Below are 14,261 nucleotides of genomic sequence, written 5' to 3'. Positions count from 1 at the left end.
CTCTCTGCCGTGATAGAGATGCCTCTTCTGGATGAAGGGAAGCCTACCTGTTCTTTTGCTCTTCGCGCAGCGTGCTGCGTGTCTCGCTGACTACAGGTGTTGCCGGGGCCTGCCATGTTGCTGTGAGATAGGTCATAACCCAGGCGAGACTTTGGGCTTCAGAAGGGGTGTTCTCGCTCACCCGGAGAGGCACCAGCTCGCTGATATAGTGTGTGGTTACAACACCGTGCATTACCTTGAAACGCCAGATCAGTTCAGCTTCTGGAAGCTCGGGGAACAACTGCTGAAAGAGCGACAGATACTTCTCCGTTACCGGGGCCACGATCTCGCTGACGCTCTTCCTGATCTCCTCATCCGTCTCGTAGATAAGCTTGTTGAAGAGCTGGGTATTGAGTCGTCCCGCTTCAGTTTGTTGGTTGAAGCGCTCAAACCACGGGAAATAATACGCGTGGAGGACCTCTTCAAGCGTCGGTGGCGTGTCTTTTGCCATAATGCTGGCAAAATTCTGAAGGCGTTGCTCGGACAGTGGAAGCAGTAGCCGCTTCAAGACCACATGAACAAGTGCAGCTTTTGTCCCGAAGTGGTAGTTGACCGCGGCCAGATTTACGCGCGCCGCGGCTGTGATCTGGCGCAAGGACGTGCTGGTAATGCCGTGTTGAGCAAAGAGGCGTTTCGCTGCTTCAATGATGAGCTCTTTTGTGTCCATAGAGTTTCGTGCAATCCTTTCAAGATAGAGTCTTGACAAAGTATATCATACATACGTATAATTCAAACATATGTTTAAAATAATTGCTTGAGTCGTTTCAAATGCCAGAGGGATGACGGGATTGCAGATTGACAGTGGTATCCAACAGTGCGCAATCCCTGAGCGCTCTCATATGCGTTTGTTGATCCCTATTTTGGAGGAGATGAGAGGAAAGGACCTGGAAAAAGATGCAAGATGCTGAACTGATTTCAGGTGCATGGCGTCAGGAGAGCAAGGACCAGTGCGAACAGCAATCGTCGCATAGCATCACTCTTTCTACTTTTTCTGTTTTCTTAATGATCTGATGTGAGCTGTTTTTCAATAGGCAAGAAGCTGTATTAGAAGAAAAAATTGGATATTTCCTCTATCACCGGAGCTACCGTCGGAAGAATGGATACGACCCCTTTACACCCAAACAAACCTGTAGAAGCAGGTATTCTCTATCACCGCTATGATTATACACTCTTTCGTCTTTCCTCATCCCGGTGAAAAGAACTCCTCTATTAAATTGACGTGATCTGTTCGATAGTGATAAAAGGAAGCGTCAACCTGTGCCATAATAGAGAGGCAAGATAGAGATTCACGAACCGGATAGGGGCGCGTCACTCTATCGATAGAGTCTTATGACAATCAGGTGTGCTCTATAACGCTATTTATACTGGAAAAGAGGAAAAGAAATGGCTTCTTCTATTTTATTGCCGCCGGGTGGACAGCGGATTCTCTTTGTGCTGGCACATCCGGATGATGCGGAGTTTCTGGCGGCTGGCACAGTCGCTCGACTTGTAGAGGAGGGCTGCCATGTTCATTATCTGCTGGTTACGCGTGGCGATAAAGGTGATGATGATGGTGATCTGACTCCCGAAGAGGTAGCGAGGATCAGGGAGCGCGAGCAGCGAGAGGCAGCGCAGGTGCTTGGTGTAGAGACTGTGACGTTTTTAGATGGCTATTTTGATGGAGAGGTCGAGCCAACGATGCAGCTTCGGCGTGAGCTCGCTCATGTGATTCGGCGCTGGAAGCCTGATGTGCTCTTTACGCTTGACCCCTGGCGGCGTGGCGAGATCCACCCCGATCATCGGGCGGTTGGCTTCTGCGCGTTGGATGCACTGGCAAGCGCCCGAGGACGGCTGTACTTCCCGGAGCAGCTCACCGAAGGCGTGACACCCCACAAAATCCAGCAGGTGTATCTGTTCCCGACCGATAAACCAAACCACTGGGTTGATATCAGCCCGGTCCTGGAGAAGAAAATAGCAGCGCTCCAATGTCATGCCAGCCAGGTGAAGGGGTCAAGTGTGCGGGAACGAGTCAAGCGGAGAGCGATGCTTGCGGGTGCAGAACACAGGCTGGCGTATGCGGAAGCGTTTCACCATCTGAGCGTGTAGCTGCGATACAGAAGGTATGCATCCTCCTGGCTGGCTATCAAAAAAAGGCAGTGAGGAGGATGCATACCTTCTGTGCATCGTATGTATCTGTATCGCTGAAAGCAGGTATTCTTTCATGAAGCTGCTGCTAGTGGGCTGGTTTTGTTTGCCAGCCCTTTTTTACCTCTTCTCATAACGATCTCCTTTATCACCCGGACGGCTCTGTTCGCCAGACGGGAAGCACCGGGCGCTGGTGGTCCGTCCACGAGCGAAAACTATACGCCCGGTTCCATCACGTGCTTGCTTTATATGGGAGTATCTGACACGTTGCGGGTACTCCCATCCTTTTTTGCGGATACCAGGCTAGCGCGTCGTTGCTGCAACCGCTCGCAGCGCGTCACGCAAGGTTCTCTGAGCATCCTCGGGCCAGTCGAGAGAGCGCCAGGCGATGTAGCCATCCGGGCGGATGAGCGAGGCGCCTCCCTGCTGTAATCCCAGGGCTGTCTGATAGCTTTCCCCGTTTACTGACCGTATAGCTTCCCCGATATGGATGAATTTCAATGCGATGCCCAGTTTCTCGGCGACGGCTGTGGCGACCGCGTGCCAGCGTTTTTCCTCTGAGAGCAGTACCCAGGTCTGCTGGAATAGATCGAGTGTTGAGTGCTTCTCATTCCCGACGAAGACCCACATATGTGGTGCTCGGGTGCCGGGTTGCCCTGCCCACTGCTCCGGCCGTTGCGCGGGTGGCAGCTCATCTCCTGCCCCAAGCACTGCGGCTGATCGATACAGTTGCCCGAATTCCATTGCGGCATCATCCAGGATGGGTGTCGCTGCGTCTGCCGGGGTAGCGGCCTCCTGATAGTCAGGGCGGGCGAAGATTTGCTGATGGCGAAGCCAGGCGATTGGTCGGCGCTCTGCATCATAGGTATCAAGCAAACGTGGCGTGGCTTGCCCCGAGAGGACCGAAGCCAGTTTCCAGGCGAGATTATGGGCATCCTCGATCCCGGTATTCGCGCCATATCCGCCCCGGCTTGGCGGCAAGGTGTGGGCGGCATCGCCAGCCAGAAACACCCTTCCCGAGGCGAAACGATCGGCTATCAGAGCACTGAGCTCCCATCGCCCGGTTGTGATGATCTTGATAGGGAGGTCTGATCGACCGATGGCTTTTTGTATCAGGGTGCGCAGGGTATCCTCGTCTCGTTCGATGTCATCGGAAAACATCAGAACCCAGCGCCCGTCTCCGTAGGTGGTAAGGAAGGCGTCCATGTCTGGCTGCTCAATCTCGAATTGCGATACTCCCCGCGCAAGATACGCATCAAGGGGAGCCTCAAAAAGCACGCTTCGCATTATTCTGATGAGCCCTCGTCCCTTTCGACCGATGCCAAGCGTCTCACGGATCGAGCTTCGAGAGCCGTCGGCGGCGATCAGGTACGCGGCACGCAGTGTCGAGGTGTGTCCATCGCGTGTGCAGAGGGTCGCAGTCACACCGCCCGTGTCCTGCTCAAAGTGAACAAGCTCTGTCGAAAGGCGAATGTCCGCGCCAAGCTCATACGCCCGTTCTCGCAGGATCGGTTCGAGTTTATCCTGAGCGATGGCCGCACCTGTGCACGGGGAATAGACAATTGTAGGCGTTTCCTTGCGTTGAGGGGTCCAATCAGTTTCCTCGAACCATGCTCCGGCAAGGCTCTCAATGCGGGCTCGTCGTAATCTGACACTCGGGGGAGCGTGGGGGATACGCGCTTCCAGGCCAACCGTCCGGAACAGCTCTATTGTTCTTGGAGTGAAGCCAATCGCACGAGGGTGAAGCGAGCTACCGCTATGCCGCTCAACAACCACAGTTGGTATGCCCCTCGATGTCAGAAACACAGCAGCGGAGAGCCCGACCAGGCTTCCCCCGACAATCAATACGGATGTAGTCTCGTGTTCCATGAAACAGATCTCCATTCTGTAGTTACCATATTTTTGAGTTATACAAATTTTGCAGTAACTTAAATTTTTAAGTTGATGTAATTATAAAGCATGCTAAAAAAATGTCAACCCCCAGACTTGCAGTCTCTTGAAGAAGAGGCTATACTTGCACCTATGAGACAGCCATCAGGACGACGCGAACGAAAAAAGCAGCAGACACGGCAGCACATAGCTTCTGTGGCGCTTCGGCTCTTTCTTGAGCGGGGCTTTGACCAGGTGACTGTGACCGAAGTAGCGGACATTGCCGACGTCTCGGCAAATACGGTCTATAACTATTTCCCGACGAAGGAAGAGCTCTTTTTCGGGCTTCATCGGCCAATGGAGACGGAATTAGCGAAGCGCATTCAGCAGCGCCAGCAGGGACAAACGCTGCTGGCCTTTTTGCGTGAGGATCTTCGTTTCAGCCTGGAACGGCTTCGGGCTATGCCTGTTGAGGAGGGCACAGAGCGGCGGCAAGTCATTCAAATGATACAGAGCACCCCATCCCTGCAAGCGTATAGCCTGCGCATGATGCAGATGGGCGAGAGAGAGGTTGAGCGCGTGCTGGCCGAAGAGATGCATGCACCCGAGATTGTGCCTCACCTTGTCGCTCATCTGATACTGGCTCTTTACGGGAAGCTTTTCACCGAATACGATGCCCGATGCGAGAGCGGCCAGTCTGCTGATGAGATTCATGCGGCGCTGGCAGAGATGATATCGGCGGGGCTTGAACTGCTGGCGCACGGCCTGGATACTTCTTATGCTCCATAAATCAGAGGTGCTGCTATCGGAACCGGTACGATCGTACCGGTTCCTTTTTTTTGTTGCTTTGTCCAGTTGGGCTGCTTCCATTGTATCAGGTGAAACGGTTGTATACAGCATATCGTGCGAAGTATATGTATTCTATAGCAATAACAGGAGAGGGTATAGATACAACTGTTTCCGTGCGTACGAATTTCTGCTGCTTCTGTCTTCATGCTGATTGCTCGTTTCCTGTTTTTTTAAGTATTATGCGCGCTATATCGATATTTTCCTGTTTTTTGGATGATTGTATGCTCTGTATAGCAGAATATGGTTCGGGAAAGAAGTGCAGGGAGAAAGTAGATAAAATATATCATTAAGCTGTAGAAGGAGCAAATTAGGAAAATATATGTTAGAGATCTTTTTTCAACTTGACGTGTTGATAACGTCACTGTTCATTTCGATACCGATCGGCCAGATAGAGAAATTATAGCGCTTGCGAAAGTTTGGAAAAAAGCCTGACCGCTTCTCTCTGTCTATCATCATCCTCGGTTTTCTGCTTGGGATCGTCATGCTTTTCGTGACCTTCCTTTTAAGATATCATGGCAATCTCTCCAGTTGGAGGCTTTATTATATCCTTCCTGTGCTGTACTGAGGTGTTTTGTTTAGCTTTATCTGTCATTTACAGAATGCTCAGATGATACCGTTACCGAAGCGCAAAAAGTGATGAGAGCAAAGGAGAGGCCCGCCACGTACGGCGGGCCATTCTGGTTAATCCTGATATGTGCATCCGTTTCTATCCCTGTTTACGCTGTAAGGCGACAACCGGGATCAGACGGGATGTTCTGGTTTCATAATCAGCGAAAGCCGGGAAGATCGCGGCCTGTCTGGCGTACAGGCGATCCCGTTCCTCACCGGTAATTCTAGTGGCTATGGCCGGGAAGGTGTCAGTACCCACTTCGACGATGACATCAGGACTTGCTTGCAGATTATGGAACCAGGCTGGATGGATTGGTGCTCCGGCATTGGTTGCAAAGACAAGCAGGCGGTTGCCATCGGCCAGATAAATCAGGGGGGTAGTATGGGTCCGACCGCTCTTTGCTCCGGTCGTGGTCAGCAGAAGCATCGGAGCGCCTTCAAATGGGCCGCCGACCTTGCCTCCATTCGCTCGAAATTCCGCAATGATAGCTTCATTTCCATTGCTCATAGGATGTTATCCTTTCTACTCAATCTTCCTGATGACAGAGTACAGCGGGAGGGAGGGGGCGGGCATCGTCTGGAGAGATGATTGTCTGTATGAGCGGCTTTGGCCTGTTGGGAAACGAGATCGGCGTACTGCTGCTGAGGTGTGGCTGTTCCCCAACAGTGGGGGTGAGCCCGGATAGGAAATGAAGCAGCTATCCGGGCGAAGATGAACCTGAGATGATTCAGGGCGTGTCGAAGCTGGTTCGCGGTAAAGGAGCAAGCGGCCCGACCCTGATCGATACCCCCTGCCATGAGCATGAGGGGGTGAATAAGGGATGGCCTTCGACCATTGTTTATTGGCTACTGCTGCTTGCGAGACGCTGCGGAATGCATGCGGTTTTTCGCGACCGCTAATGGCAGTGCCGAGGGATCATGCGGGGTGATGGTACAGGTTGTGCCGCCGAGTGCCGTTGCGATCTCCTCGAAGCGTGCCTGTATGGTGGACATATGTGCCTCCGCAGTGGTATCGAACAGATCAAGGGTGACGTTGAAATGATTGCCCGTGAACGTGCTGCTCCATGAGGCAACCATCTTTCCGGCTAGCAGAACGGAGCCGATGCCGTCACCGCCGTCTCTTGCCGGGTTGTTATAGACGTGCGCCTGCATTGCTGGCTCGATCTGTCGTGCATGCCCGCTGGGAGCATAACCCATTGTGTAGCTATCCCAGATGGGCAAAATGTCGATTGCGTCGGCAGGTAGCGGTGCAACCTGTTCAAAGGCGGCAAGGTCTTCCGCAAGGAGCAGAAGGCCGTTCGGAAGCGTCACAGTCTCAAGTTGTGCGACGGCTGCTGCTGCCGCATCGGCGGGAATGCCCGCCCACCACCGAAAATCTCTGACGCTGGCCGGACCAAAAGCACGGAAGTAGCGATAGGCGAGCTGTCGTCGCGCCTCCTCAGGAGAAAGCTCGCACTGAAGCTCGATGCCCCATGCCTCAGTGCTGACGTAACGCAGGCTATTCGAGCGCAGGCTATGAGCTCCGATTCTGAGCGTGGCTCCCTCATAGCCCAGAAAATGAGCCATCATGGCAGTTCCTTTGGCTTGATTGAGCGCCTGCCCGAGTTGTTTCGGGGTCAATGGCTCTTGTGCCGCAGCCAGCAGCGCTGCCTTGAGCTGTGGATAGGTTTCTCGGGATAGATGTTCATGTTTGCTATAGCGAGCCGCATAGTCAAGGTGTTTCATCAGTCGTTCATTGTTCTCGCGTGTAGCAGCAAATACAAAAGCCGCGTCCTCCGCCAGAAGCAGATAGATCGCGCGACGCATTGCAGGAATACGAACCGCCTTTTTCTCCAGATCAAGCGCTCGAAACGCTTCAGGAGAGAAAGCTGCGGTGCGCGCAAGGAGGGAGAGCGGCGCGCTTGGATGAGAGCTATAGACGCCGACCACATCCTGTAAGACCTCTTCCATGCTTGCCGCTGCTTGCCCGAGCCGCTGTCGCTGGTAGCTCCACCAGCGTATGCGTAAAAGCAGATCGTTATCCTGTTCCATATCCTGGATGCTCCTTCTGATTAACTGGCTTTTCGTCGTGTTCTCCTGCAGTGTAACATGAATAACGGTCAACTTCCGTCCTTTATTTGTGTATTCGCTGATAGGTTGTCCAGAGGGGGCGGAAGCCAGTCGCCTGCCAAAAATGAGCAGCCTGCGGGTTGTCGGGATTATACCAGAGGAGCATGCTGTGTAGCGGCGACACATGCTGATACTTCTCAAAAACCGCTGTGAGCAGTTGACGGCCTATGCCTCTACCACGCCAGGAAGAAAGCACGCAGATATTATCAATGCTCCAGTGGATGCCAGCCGGGACAAAGCCCGGGGTGTCCTCTGCTGTGAGGGGAAGCAGGCTATTTTCTGCCATACCGATGATTGTATCTTGCGTTTCGGCAACAAAAACGATCGGTGCATCTGGCTCTCCTGCCCAGAGACGACGCAGGGCACGTTGAAAGGAGATATGGGCCGCCTCACAGTAACGGACGAAGGGTGTGTATGCCTCGTGATAGCGTAGCTCTTCTTCAAGCAGTTGCAGGAGTAGTTTTTCATCGGTAGGCCGGGCCTTCCTGATGCGCACAGTTGCCGGTTTCGGCGCTGCGGTAACTGTTGTGGGATTGTGCATAGCACAGATACTATCAAGCTGAAAGCCGAATGGCGTAAGCGCGGGAAAGATCCAGGGGTCGGTAGAGGGCCAGCGTACCAGATCACCAGTCGTATGGTGTGCTTGCCAGTATTGTTCGGCCTGTTCCAGACAACGTTGAAGCACCTCAAGCGCATCGTCCTCCTCGAGATGCGGAAGCACGAGGCGCACTGTTCCATTTTGAGGGGTGAGGAAAGCCTGCAAGATGCTGTCGGGAGCGACTTCCCAGATAGCGGGTTGCACGTATCCTCGAATCTGGCCTGCTGAGTTGAGGGCAACAAAGCCGGGCTCCTGTTCAAGGAATGCGCGAATTTGTTGTGGCGTATGAAGCGCGAGTCGCTGATCTTGCTGATGTTGCCGCTGCTCTTGAGCCTGAAACAGGGTGAGGAGCGCTGGAGAGTCGTCAGGCTGGGATGGACGAAGTGTAATCATTGTAATGCCTCCTTGCATTTTTGGGGCCGTTCAACAGTGAATAGTATACGGAAAGAAAAGAAAAAGATACTTGTACGAGGCGAAAAACAGAGAAACGGGTGTTTCATCTGAGTGGAATGTCCCTCTTTACGGAACGTGCAGAATAGTGTATTCTTATTGTATATGGTGCCATAAATTCTCTAGCCTCTTGCCACTTTTTGCTTGCGTTACCCATTTTCTATGCTGATTGTTTTCCCTGAAAAGGATGTCAGGGAAGCAGAAGAGAAAGGAGTCTCGCTATGAAGAGAAGGGTGCAACGCGCGTGTATTGGCCTCTTCCTTGCTTTCTGCCTCACGTTTGCCTTGAGTGGACAGTTCGCTCAGGCCACGCATGCGATGTCTTCTCCCGATCCCAATGCGCCGCGTGGTGGTGTGGTCATTGGCGCACATGATGTGACCCCTACCCTGTTACGCGACTCGGGTCGTGCGGCGATGGTTACCAAAATACAGAAGCAGCAGCAACAGCGCCTTCAGGATTTCAGGAATTCCCGGAAACAGGCATCCGGGAGCCTGGTGCAACAGACGCTGCATCAGTTCTGGGGCGTGTTCGCCAATCAGGGGACGCATGATGGTATGATGGCAACTCAGAGCGTTGATCCGTCCTACGTGGTGCGGGGCAGCACCAGCGACTACACCTATACGCCTACGATGAAGCCGTACAATGCTTGCATGGAAGTCACGACGGTTTATTCTCGGGCGGTCGGTGATTTGATATGGGCCTGGGATTGGTGTGGCGGCTCGGCTGGCTCAGGGAGTGGTCCACAAAAAGAGGTCATGATGGATCAGAACTTCCTGCGGCTCTACACGACGGTTGTGAATGGGCGCTCTGCCTATACCGTCCAGATCGTGAAGAATGCGAGTGGCGGGAATTCCTGGACCGCGTATCTGTATAACTATCAGAACCGAACCTGGGACACCTTCTACACGAGCTCTGGTACAGACAAGGCACAGTTAAGCTATGGCTGGAATATCTTCGAGATCTATGCGACACGGAACCCGCAGACCGGGCAGGCCTGGTACTGTACCGAGGCGAAGAATACCGTGTTTGAGAGCAGCAATTTCCAGCTTCGCTCGGGTGGTACCTGGAAGCTGGCCGATGCATCGAACTCCTATTGGAGCCCCTCAACCAGCCCCAACCCGAGCGATTATTGGTGTTCAACGCTTACCTTCCAGCGTGTAGCCAATAATAGCAACTGGATTGTGCGCGTTGCCTGAGAAAGCGCGGGGTACTGCTTGTGGACAATGCAGGCAGTACCTCTCTAAAAGTGATAGCTGAAAACATGCTCATCCTCGGCAACATCTAATACAAAGATCTCGCCCGAGTGCTCGCTTTCCAGCGTATGGACAGTGCGCTCAAGAAGTGATGGCGCGTTCCGCTGTAATTGCGTCTGAAGCTCCGGGATGGTGCTGTCCTGAAGCTGGATATGGTGCGGGCGTAGAACCTCGTTGTTGACCTCGATACGAACGCCGGGATGCTTCTTTTGCAGAAAACGCAGACTGTTCACAAGTGTATCTTCATGCTGTTTATAGCGCTCTTCCTGTTCCATGCTTTCCCTCTCCTTTGTTTTCAACCGGCATGTTTGTAGAAGACACGCTATGAGAAAGCGGAAGGTGTCACAGGCGTTGCAGGGAGTGCTTGTGAGCTATCTCATAGAGAGGTATCGATAAAAAGAGATATACTACTCGCGATAACGTATTGCAGGAGATACGATGAACCCTTTCTCTCACTATGGGCGGGCAGCAGATCCGTTTCAGGCGCTTCATCGCGAGTGTCGCTGGAAGCTCAGAAAGATGACCTTGCAACTATGGGGAATGCTGGTTGCATGTGGTGGCTCCCTTCTCATATATGGCGGTGTCCGGCTGATCTCCATTCTTCTCCGGATGTTCCAGCTTGAGGCGGCGTGGGTGGATCGGCTCTCCTTGCTATCGCCGGTTCTTTATAGCGGGGTTTTGTTTCTGGGTATGGGCTGGCTTGTCTATGCCTATTTTCGTATCCCTGTTCTTCAGGTGACGCCTGAGGGGATCACGCTTGCCTGGTCTCCCCTGTTCCTGCGAATGTTCATTGCCTGGACAGAAATAGAGCGTCTGGAGCTTCAGCTAGAGCGAGGCGGAGTATATCTTGCGATCTATCCCCGGGACGCGGAAGTCTATTTGTCTCGTTTCAACGGACCGAAGGCGTGGCGAATGCGTCGTATGCTGGCGAAAACAGGGGCACCGCTCGTTATCTCTCAGGAGTTACTTGACTTGCGGCATCCTCTGCCCAATATTGTGCGCGATATACAGGATCACTATGCAGAAGAGCTCCGAATGTACTCGATCCAGGTACGGACAGGGCTTGAGCGCCCGGAAGACTGACCGCTTCAGAGAATAGAAAAGGAAATATTGCTTATTATGGACTCTCGCTTGCACGAACCACGCTCTCCATACACTTTGCCTGCGCGGGAAATTCGCGTGAGGCTCAATGGCAGGCTGTTGCGGATCTGGAATGGCCTTATTCTGCTCGGGGGTATCATGATCGCGGCCCTGCTGATGAATCTGGTCTCCTTTATCCTGTTTCAGCTTTATCCGTTAGAGACGCTCTCGGCAGTTGCCATTGAGGATACAACCAGAAAAATATATTTCTTTACCTATTTCTCGTCTGGTCTTTTTATCGCTGTCGTTTTGCTGATAAATGGCTGGTTTCTCTTTGCGTATTACCGTTTTCCGGTGCTAAAGATCAACGAGGAAGGGATCACGCTTGCCAGCCCACCGTTTTTTCGGCGCACGGTTGTTCCCTGGTCCTATATTGAATGTCTCTCGCTTCAATCGGGAGTATTTGGGCCGCATCTTGCCATTCAGATGCGGTATGTGCAGCTTTATCTTTCCCGCATTGGCGGGCTGAAGGCGTGGCGCATGCGGCGGATGCTGGAAAAAACGGGCGCGCCGCTTCGTATCTCGCAGGGGAGCCTGGCAAGAGGGTATCAGCTCAAGGACATTCTTCAACAGATTCAGCACGATTTCGCGGAGGAAGTGCGGATGTATTCGATCCAGTTTCGAGCAGATCATTAAGCAGGTGAAGGGCAAAAAAGCGGCTATAGTCATTTTTTCTCTGCCAGTGAAGCACCTGGAGGGCTGAACGTGTAACGTCTCTGTACTCTTCGCTGTGATGATGCATAATAATAAGATCCTGCTCGAACCGGGTAGCAATCGGGTTGTGTGATGAGACGAGCAAAAGCTGCTCCCGTTGGGTATGTTTGGTACAACTGCTGCGAAAAGGCTGTTCATCTTTGTGGTTCCTCTCCTGAAGCCAGGTGAAGCGTCTTGCTCTGGGGCGTGATGGTTTTTCAGAAAATCCTGCTTTGAGTGGATGTGGGAAATTCGCATGTGTACTATCATACATGCAGATCTGAGAAGCTCTTGCTCAATAAGAAAGGAGAGGAACAGGGAATGAATACGGTCATGAAGCGTACATTGGGGCGAAGTGGGTTAGAGGTCAGCGCGATCGGCCTGGGATGTTGGGCTATTGGCGGCAAATTCACTCTTGATGGTCAGCCGGATGGGTGGGGCGCCGTGGACGATGAAGAATCGATACGCGCGATTCAGCGGAGCCTGGACCTGGGTGTCACGTTATTTGATACTGCCGATGTCTATGGTTGTGGGCATAGTGAACGCGTTCTGGGTCGAGCGGTCGCGTCCCGGCGACACGAGGTTATCATAGCGACCAAGTTTGGCTTTCTCTTTGATGAGGCAACCCGGCAGGCGACGGGAAGCAATGTCAGCTCCGAGTATATTCGCTCGGCCTGTGAGGCGAGTTTGCGCCGACTCGGAACTGACTATATTGACCTCTATCAGTTGCATTGTGGGATCTCCTCGCGTGCCGAGGGGGAAGAGGTCATCACGACGCTTGAGGAGTTGGTACACGCGGGTAAGATTCGCTTTTACGGAGCCAGTACCGATGATCCTGAACTGGCGGCGCTTTTCGCACAGGGACCTCATTGTACGGTGATTCAGCAGCAGCGCAATGTCTTCGATGGGAATGATGAGGTATTGGCGTTCTGTGAGGCACAGGGGTTAGCGGCTCTCTGTCGCTCTCCGCTTGCTATGGGGATGCTGACCGGCAAGTATCGGAGCAATGCCGGTTTAGCAGAAGACGATTTTCGGCGGCGGGCTCCCTCGTGGTGCGCATACTTTCAAGCAGATCAGATTCATCGATGGGCTGCACTGGTTGATGCCTTGCGAGAAGTGCTAACCGCAGATGGTCGGACGCTTGTACAGGGTGCGCTGGCCTGGATCTGGGCGAGAAGCTCGATTACGATTCCAATTCCTGGTTTCAAGACTGTCGAGCAGGTAGAAGAGAATGTGGCTGCGCTGCATTATGGGCCGTTACCAGAAGATCAAATGCGTCAGATTGACGAACTGCTTGAAAGGGCAAAAGAAGCGAGGTAGGGGACAAGGCCGGGTTGCCACGCGTATGGCTCCTGGCCTTGTCGTTTTGTCTGTCAGTAATCACTGAGCAATGCGTATGGTCGTTGGACGGCTTTACACAAAGAGAAACGCTGCTTGCCTCGTGCTGTCCAAAAGAACAGGGTGGAGATCTGGCCATGCGGGCGTTGTTGACTCTATGTGCCTCCTGATATTGTAGGGATAGTACGATGAAGAGGAGAATGGAAGTATATATGTCGCTTCGTTTTGGTATAAAGACGGCTCAACAACATCTTTCCTATCCTGAGATTCTGGCACTCTGGCAGCAGGCGGATGCAGCGCCTGCGATAGAGCATGCATGGATTTTTGATCATTTTATGCCGCTTGGTGCTCATCCCGAGGGACCCTGTCTTGAGGGCTGGACGCTCCTTGCAGCCCTGGCAGCGCAAACAAGGCGCTTGCGTCTGGGTTTACTGGTAACGGGGAACACATACCGCCATCCCGCGGTATTGGCGAATATGGCGGCTACTGTTGATATTATTTCTGGTGGGCGGCTTGATGTGGGGTTAGGAGCGGGCTGGTATGAACGAGAGCATCATGCGTATGGTATCCCGCTCTATCCTCCCGGTGAACGGATTCGTCGTCTGCAAGAAGCCTGTGTGATGATACGGCGTCTCTGGAAAGAGCCGGTTGTGGATTTCGAGGGGAAATATTACCAGTTGCACCAGGCGCGTTGTGAGCCGAAGCCGCTTCAGCAGCCTGCGCCGCCGCTATTGCTTGGTGGCCGTGGAGAGAAACTGATGTTGCGTGTTGTGGCTGAGCAGGCGGACATCTGGAACTCTCCCGGGGATTCTGTAGAGCTCTACCGCCATCGGAGCCAGGTACTTGATGAGCACTGTATAGCGATCGGGCGTGATCCGCGTACAGTGGAACGCTCGGTGCAACTGGTGCTGAATCAGGAGAACCCGGCTGAGACGCGCGATGAGCTGCGTGAGTACATTGCCATTGGAGCGACGCATCTGGTTCTTGAGCTGCGCCCACCTCTTCAGCGCGACTGTATCCAACTACTTGTCAGGGAAGTGATAGCGCCTCTGCAAGCCGAATTCGCGAACGAAAGCATGTGACCTCTACTTTCGCCTGGATGTCACCCGCTTGCATCGTGACATGCATTCTGAACGACGATAAAAGCGGGTGTGTCCTTCTTCTCCTCATTTGCCCATGTTTTACCCCGA

The 14,261-nt window shown here is 53.1% G+C and carries 13 protein-coding genes; 7 read left to right on the top strand and 6 right to left on the bottom strand.

All coding sequences use genetic code 11. The features are described 5' to 3' along the window. Positions 1 to 43: 43 nt before the first annotated feature. A complete protein-coding gene (locus KTH_RS00905) occupies positions 44 to 706 on the bottom strand; it encodes a TetR/AcrR family transcriptional regulator (RefSeq protein WP_497615910.1) in 663 nt (220 codons plus the stop codon). A gap of 716 nt (positions 707 to 1,422) precedes the next feature. Here KTH_RS00905 and KTH_RS00900 point away from each other — a divergent pair. After that, on the top strand, positions 1,423 to 2,124 hold the full coding sequence (locus tag KTH_RS00900) for a PIG-L deacetylase family protein (RefSeq protein ID WP_497615909.1): 702 nt from the start codon (positions 1,423 to 1,425) through the stop codon (positions 2,122 to 2,124). A gap of 342 nt (positions 2,125 to 2,466) precedes the next feature. Here KTH_RS00900 and KTH_RS00895 read toward each other — a convergent pair whose 3' ends face one another. After that, positions 2,467 to 4,032 (bottom strand): FAD-dependent monooxygenase, encoded by a 1,566-nt coding sequence (locus KTH_RS00895; protein ID WP_497615907.1) that lies wholly within the window; start codon positions 4,030 to 4,032, stop codon positions 2,467 to 2,469. 153 nt (positions 4,033 to 4,185) lie between these two features. Between KTH_RS00895 and KTH_RS00890 the strand changes: the two genes are divergently transcribed. Further along, positions 4,186 to 4,821: a TetR/AcrR family transcriptional regulator gene (locus tag KTH_RS00890; protein WP_497615905.1), complete on the top strand. Its 636-nt coding sequence runs from the start codon at positions 4,186 to 4,188 to the stop codon at positions 4,819 to 4,821. 766 nt (positions 4,822 to 5,587) lie between these two features. Here KTH_RS00890 and KTH_RS00885 read toward each other — a convergent pair. The 3 genes from KTH_RS00885 to KTH_RS00875 form a co-directional block, all read right to left on the bottom strand. Then, on the bottom strand, positions 5,588 to 5,998 hold the full coding sequence (locus KTH_RS00885; protein WP_497615904.1) for a nitroreductase family deazaflavin-dependent oxidoreductase: 411 nt from the start codon (positions 5,996 to 5,998) through the stop codon (positions 5,588 to 5,590). Between the two features lie 338 nt (positions 5,999 to 6,336). Continuing rightward, on the bottom strand, positions 6,337 to 7,521 hold the full coding sequence (locus tag KTH_RS00880; RefSeq protein ID WP_497615902.1) for a DNA glycosylase AlkZ-like family protein: 1,185 nt from the start codon (positions 7,519 to 7,521) through the stop codon (positions 6,337 to 6,339). 82 nt (positions 7,522 to 7,603) lie between these two features. After that, the gene (locus tag KTH_RS00875; protein ID WP_497615901.1) at positions 7,604 to 8,590 is read right to left on the bottom strand and encodes a GNAT family N-acetyltransferase; all 987 of its coding nucleotides are present in this window, start codon (positions 8,588 to 8,590) and stop codon (positions 7,604 to 7,606) included. A 278-nt stretch (positions 8,591 to 8,868) separates the two neighbouring features. Between KTH_RS00875 and KTH_RS00870 the strand changes: the two genes are divergently transcribed. Further along, positions 8,869 to 9,843 carry a carbohydrate-binding protein gene (locus tag KTH_RS00870; RefSeq protein WP_497615899.1) on the top strand — a complete coding sequence of 325 codons (975 nt, stop codon included), beginning with the start codon at positions 8,869 to 8,871 and terminating at the stop codon, positions 9,841 to 9,843. Positions 9,844 to 9,887: 44 nt separating this feature from the next. Here the strand turns inward: KTH_RS00870 and KTH_RS00865 are convergent, their stop codons facing one another. After that, the gene (locus tag KTH_RS00865) at positions 9,888 to 10,175 is read right to left on the bottom strand and encodes a hypothetical protein (RefSeq protein ID WP_497615898.1); all 288 of its coding nucleotides are present in this window, start codon (positions 10,173 to 10,175) and stop codon (positions 9,888 to 9,890) included. Positions 10,176 to 10,338: 163 nt separating this feature from the next. On the opposite strand from KTH_RS00865, the gene KTH_RS00860 reads away from it, so the two are divergent. The 4 genes from KTH_RS00860 to KTH_RS00845 all read left to right on the top strand — a co-directional run bounded on the left by KTH_RS00860 (position 10,339) and on the right by KTH_RS00845 (position 14,153). Continuing rightward, on the top strand, positions 10,339 to 10,983 hold the full coding sequence (locus tag KTH_RS00860; protein ID WP_497615896.1) for an STM3941 family protein: 645 nt from the start codon (positions 10,339 to 10,341) through the stop codon (positions 10,981 to 10,983). A gap of 36 nt (positions 10,984 to 11,019) precedes the next feature. Continuing rightward, positions 11,020 to 11,676 (top strand): hypothetical protein, encoded by a 657-nt coding sequence (locus KTH_RS00855; protein ID WP_497615894.1) that lies wholly within the window; start codon positions 11,020 to 11,022, stop codon positions 11,674 to 11,676. A 378-nt stretch (positions 11,677 to 12,054) separates the two neighbouring features. Beyond that, the gene (locus KTH_RS00850) at positions 12,055 to 13,053 is read left to right on the top strand and encodes an aldo/keto reductase (RefSeq protein ID WP_497615892.1); all 999 of its coding nucleotides are present in this window, start codon (positions 12,055 to 12,057) and stop codon (positions 13,051 to 13,053) included. A 230-nt stretch (positions 13,054 to 13,283) separates the two neighbouring features. Then, complete coding sequence (locus tag KTH_RS00845; RefSeq protein WP_246046274.1) at positions 13,284 to 14,153, top strand: TIGR03560 family F420-dependent LLM class oxidoreductase; 870 nt, start codon at positions 13,284 to 13,286, stop codon at positions 14,151 to 14,153. The last annotated feature ends 108 nt before the right edge of the window (positions 14,154 to 14,261 follow it).

It is taken from the genome of Thermosporothrix sp. COM3 (assembly GCF_059696735.1).
Note: the sequence above shows the minus strand (reverse complement) of the source record. Positions and strands in the feature narration are given on the sequence as shown.

Bases quoted from the DNA above. Each gene is read 5' to 3' on its own strand.
- KTH_RS00875 (WP_497615901.1), bottom strand. From the start codon at position 8,590: ATGATTACACTTCGTCCATCCCAGCCTGACGACTCTCCAGCGCTCCTC.
- KTH_RS00850 (WP_497615892.1), top strand. From the start codon at position 12,055: ATGAATACGGTCATGAAGCGTACATTGGGGCGAAGTGGGTTAGAGGTC.
- KTH_RS00905 (WP_497615910.1), bottom strand. From the start codon at position 706: ATGGACACAAAAGAGCTCATCATTGAAGCAGCGAAACGCCTCTTTGCT.
- KTH_RS00890 (WP_497615905.1), top strand. From the start codon at position 4,186: ATGAGACAGCCATCAGGACGACGCGAACGAAAAAAGCAGCAGACACGG.
- KTH_RS00865 (WP_497615898.1), bottom strand. From the start codon at position 10,175: ATGGAACAGGAAGAGCGCTATAAACAGCATGAAGATACACTTGTGAAC.
- KTH_RS00855 (WP_497615894.1), top strand. From the start codon at position 11,020: ATGGACTCTCGCTTGCACGAACCACGCTCTCCATACACTTTGCCTGCG.
- KTH_RS00900 (WP_497615909.1), top strand. From the start codon at position 1,423: ATGGCTTCTTCTATTTTATTGCCGCCGGGTGGACAGCGGATTCTCTTT.
- KTH_RS00860 (WP_497615896.1), top strand. From the start codon at position 10,339: ATGAACCCTTTCTCTCACTATGGGCGGGCAGCAGATCCGTTTCAGGCG.
- KTH_RS00885 (WP_497615904.1), bottom strand. From the start codon at position 5,998: ATGAGCAATGGAAATGAAGCTATCATTGCGGAATTTCGAGCGAATGGA.
- KTH_RS00880 (WP_497615902.1), bottom strand. From the start codon at position 7,521: ATGGAACAGGATAACGATCTGCTTTTACGCATACGCTGGTGGAGCTAC.
- KTH_RS00870 (WP_497615899.1), top strand. From the start codon at position 8,869: ATGAAGAGAAGGGTGCAACGCGCGTGTATTGGCCTCTTCCTTGCTTTC.
- KTH_RS00845 (WP_246046274.1), top strand. From the start codon at position 13,284: ATGTCGCTTCGTTTTGGTATAAAGACGGCTCAACAACATCTTTCCTAT.
- KTH_RS00895 (WP_497615907.1), bottom strand. From the start codon at position 4,032: ATGGAACACGAGACTACATCCGTATTGATTGTCGGGGGAAGCCTGGTC.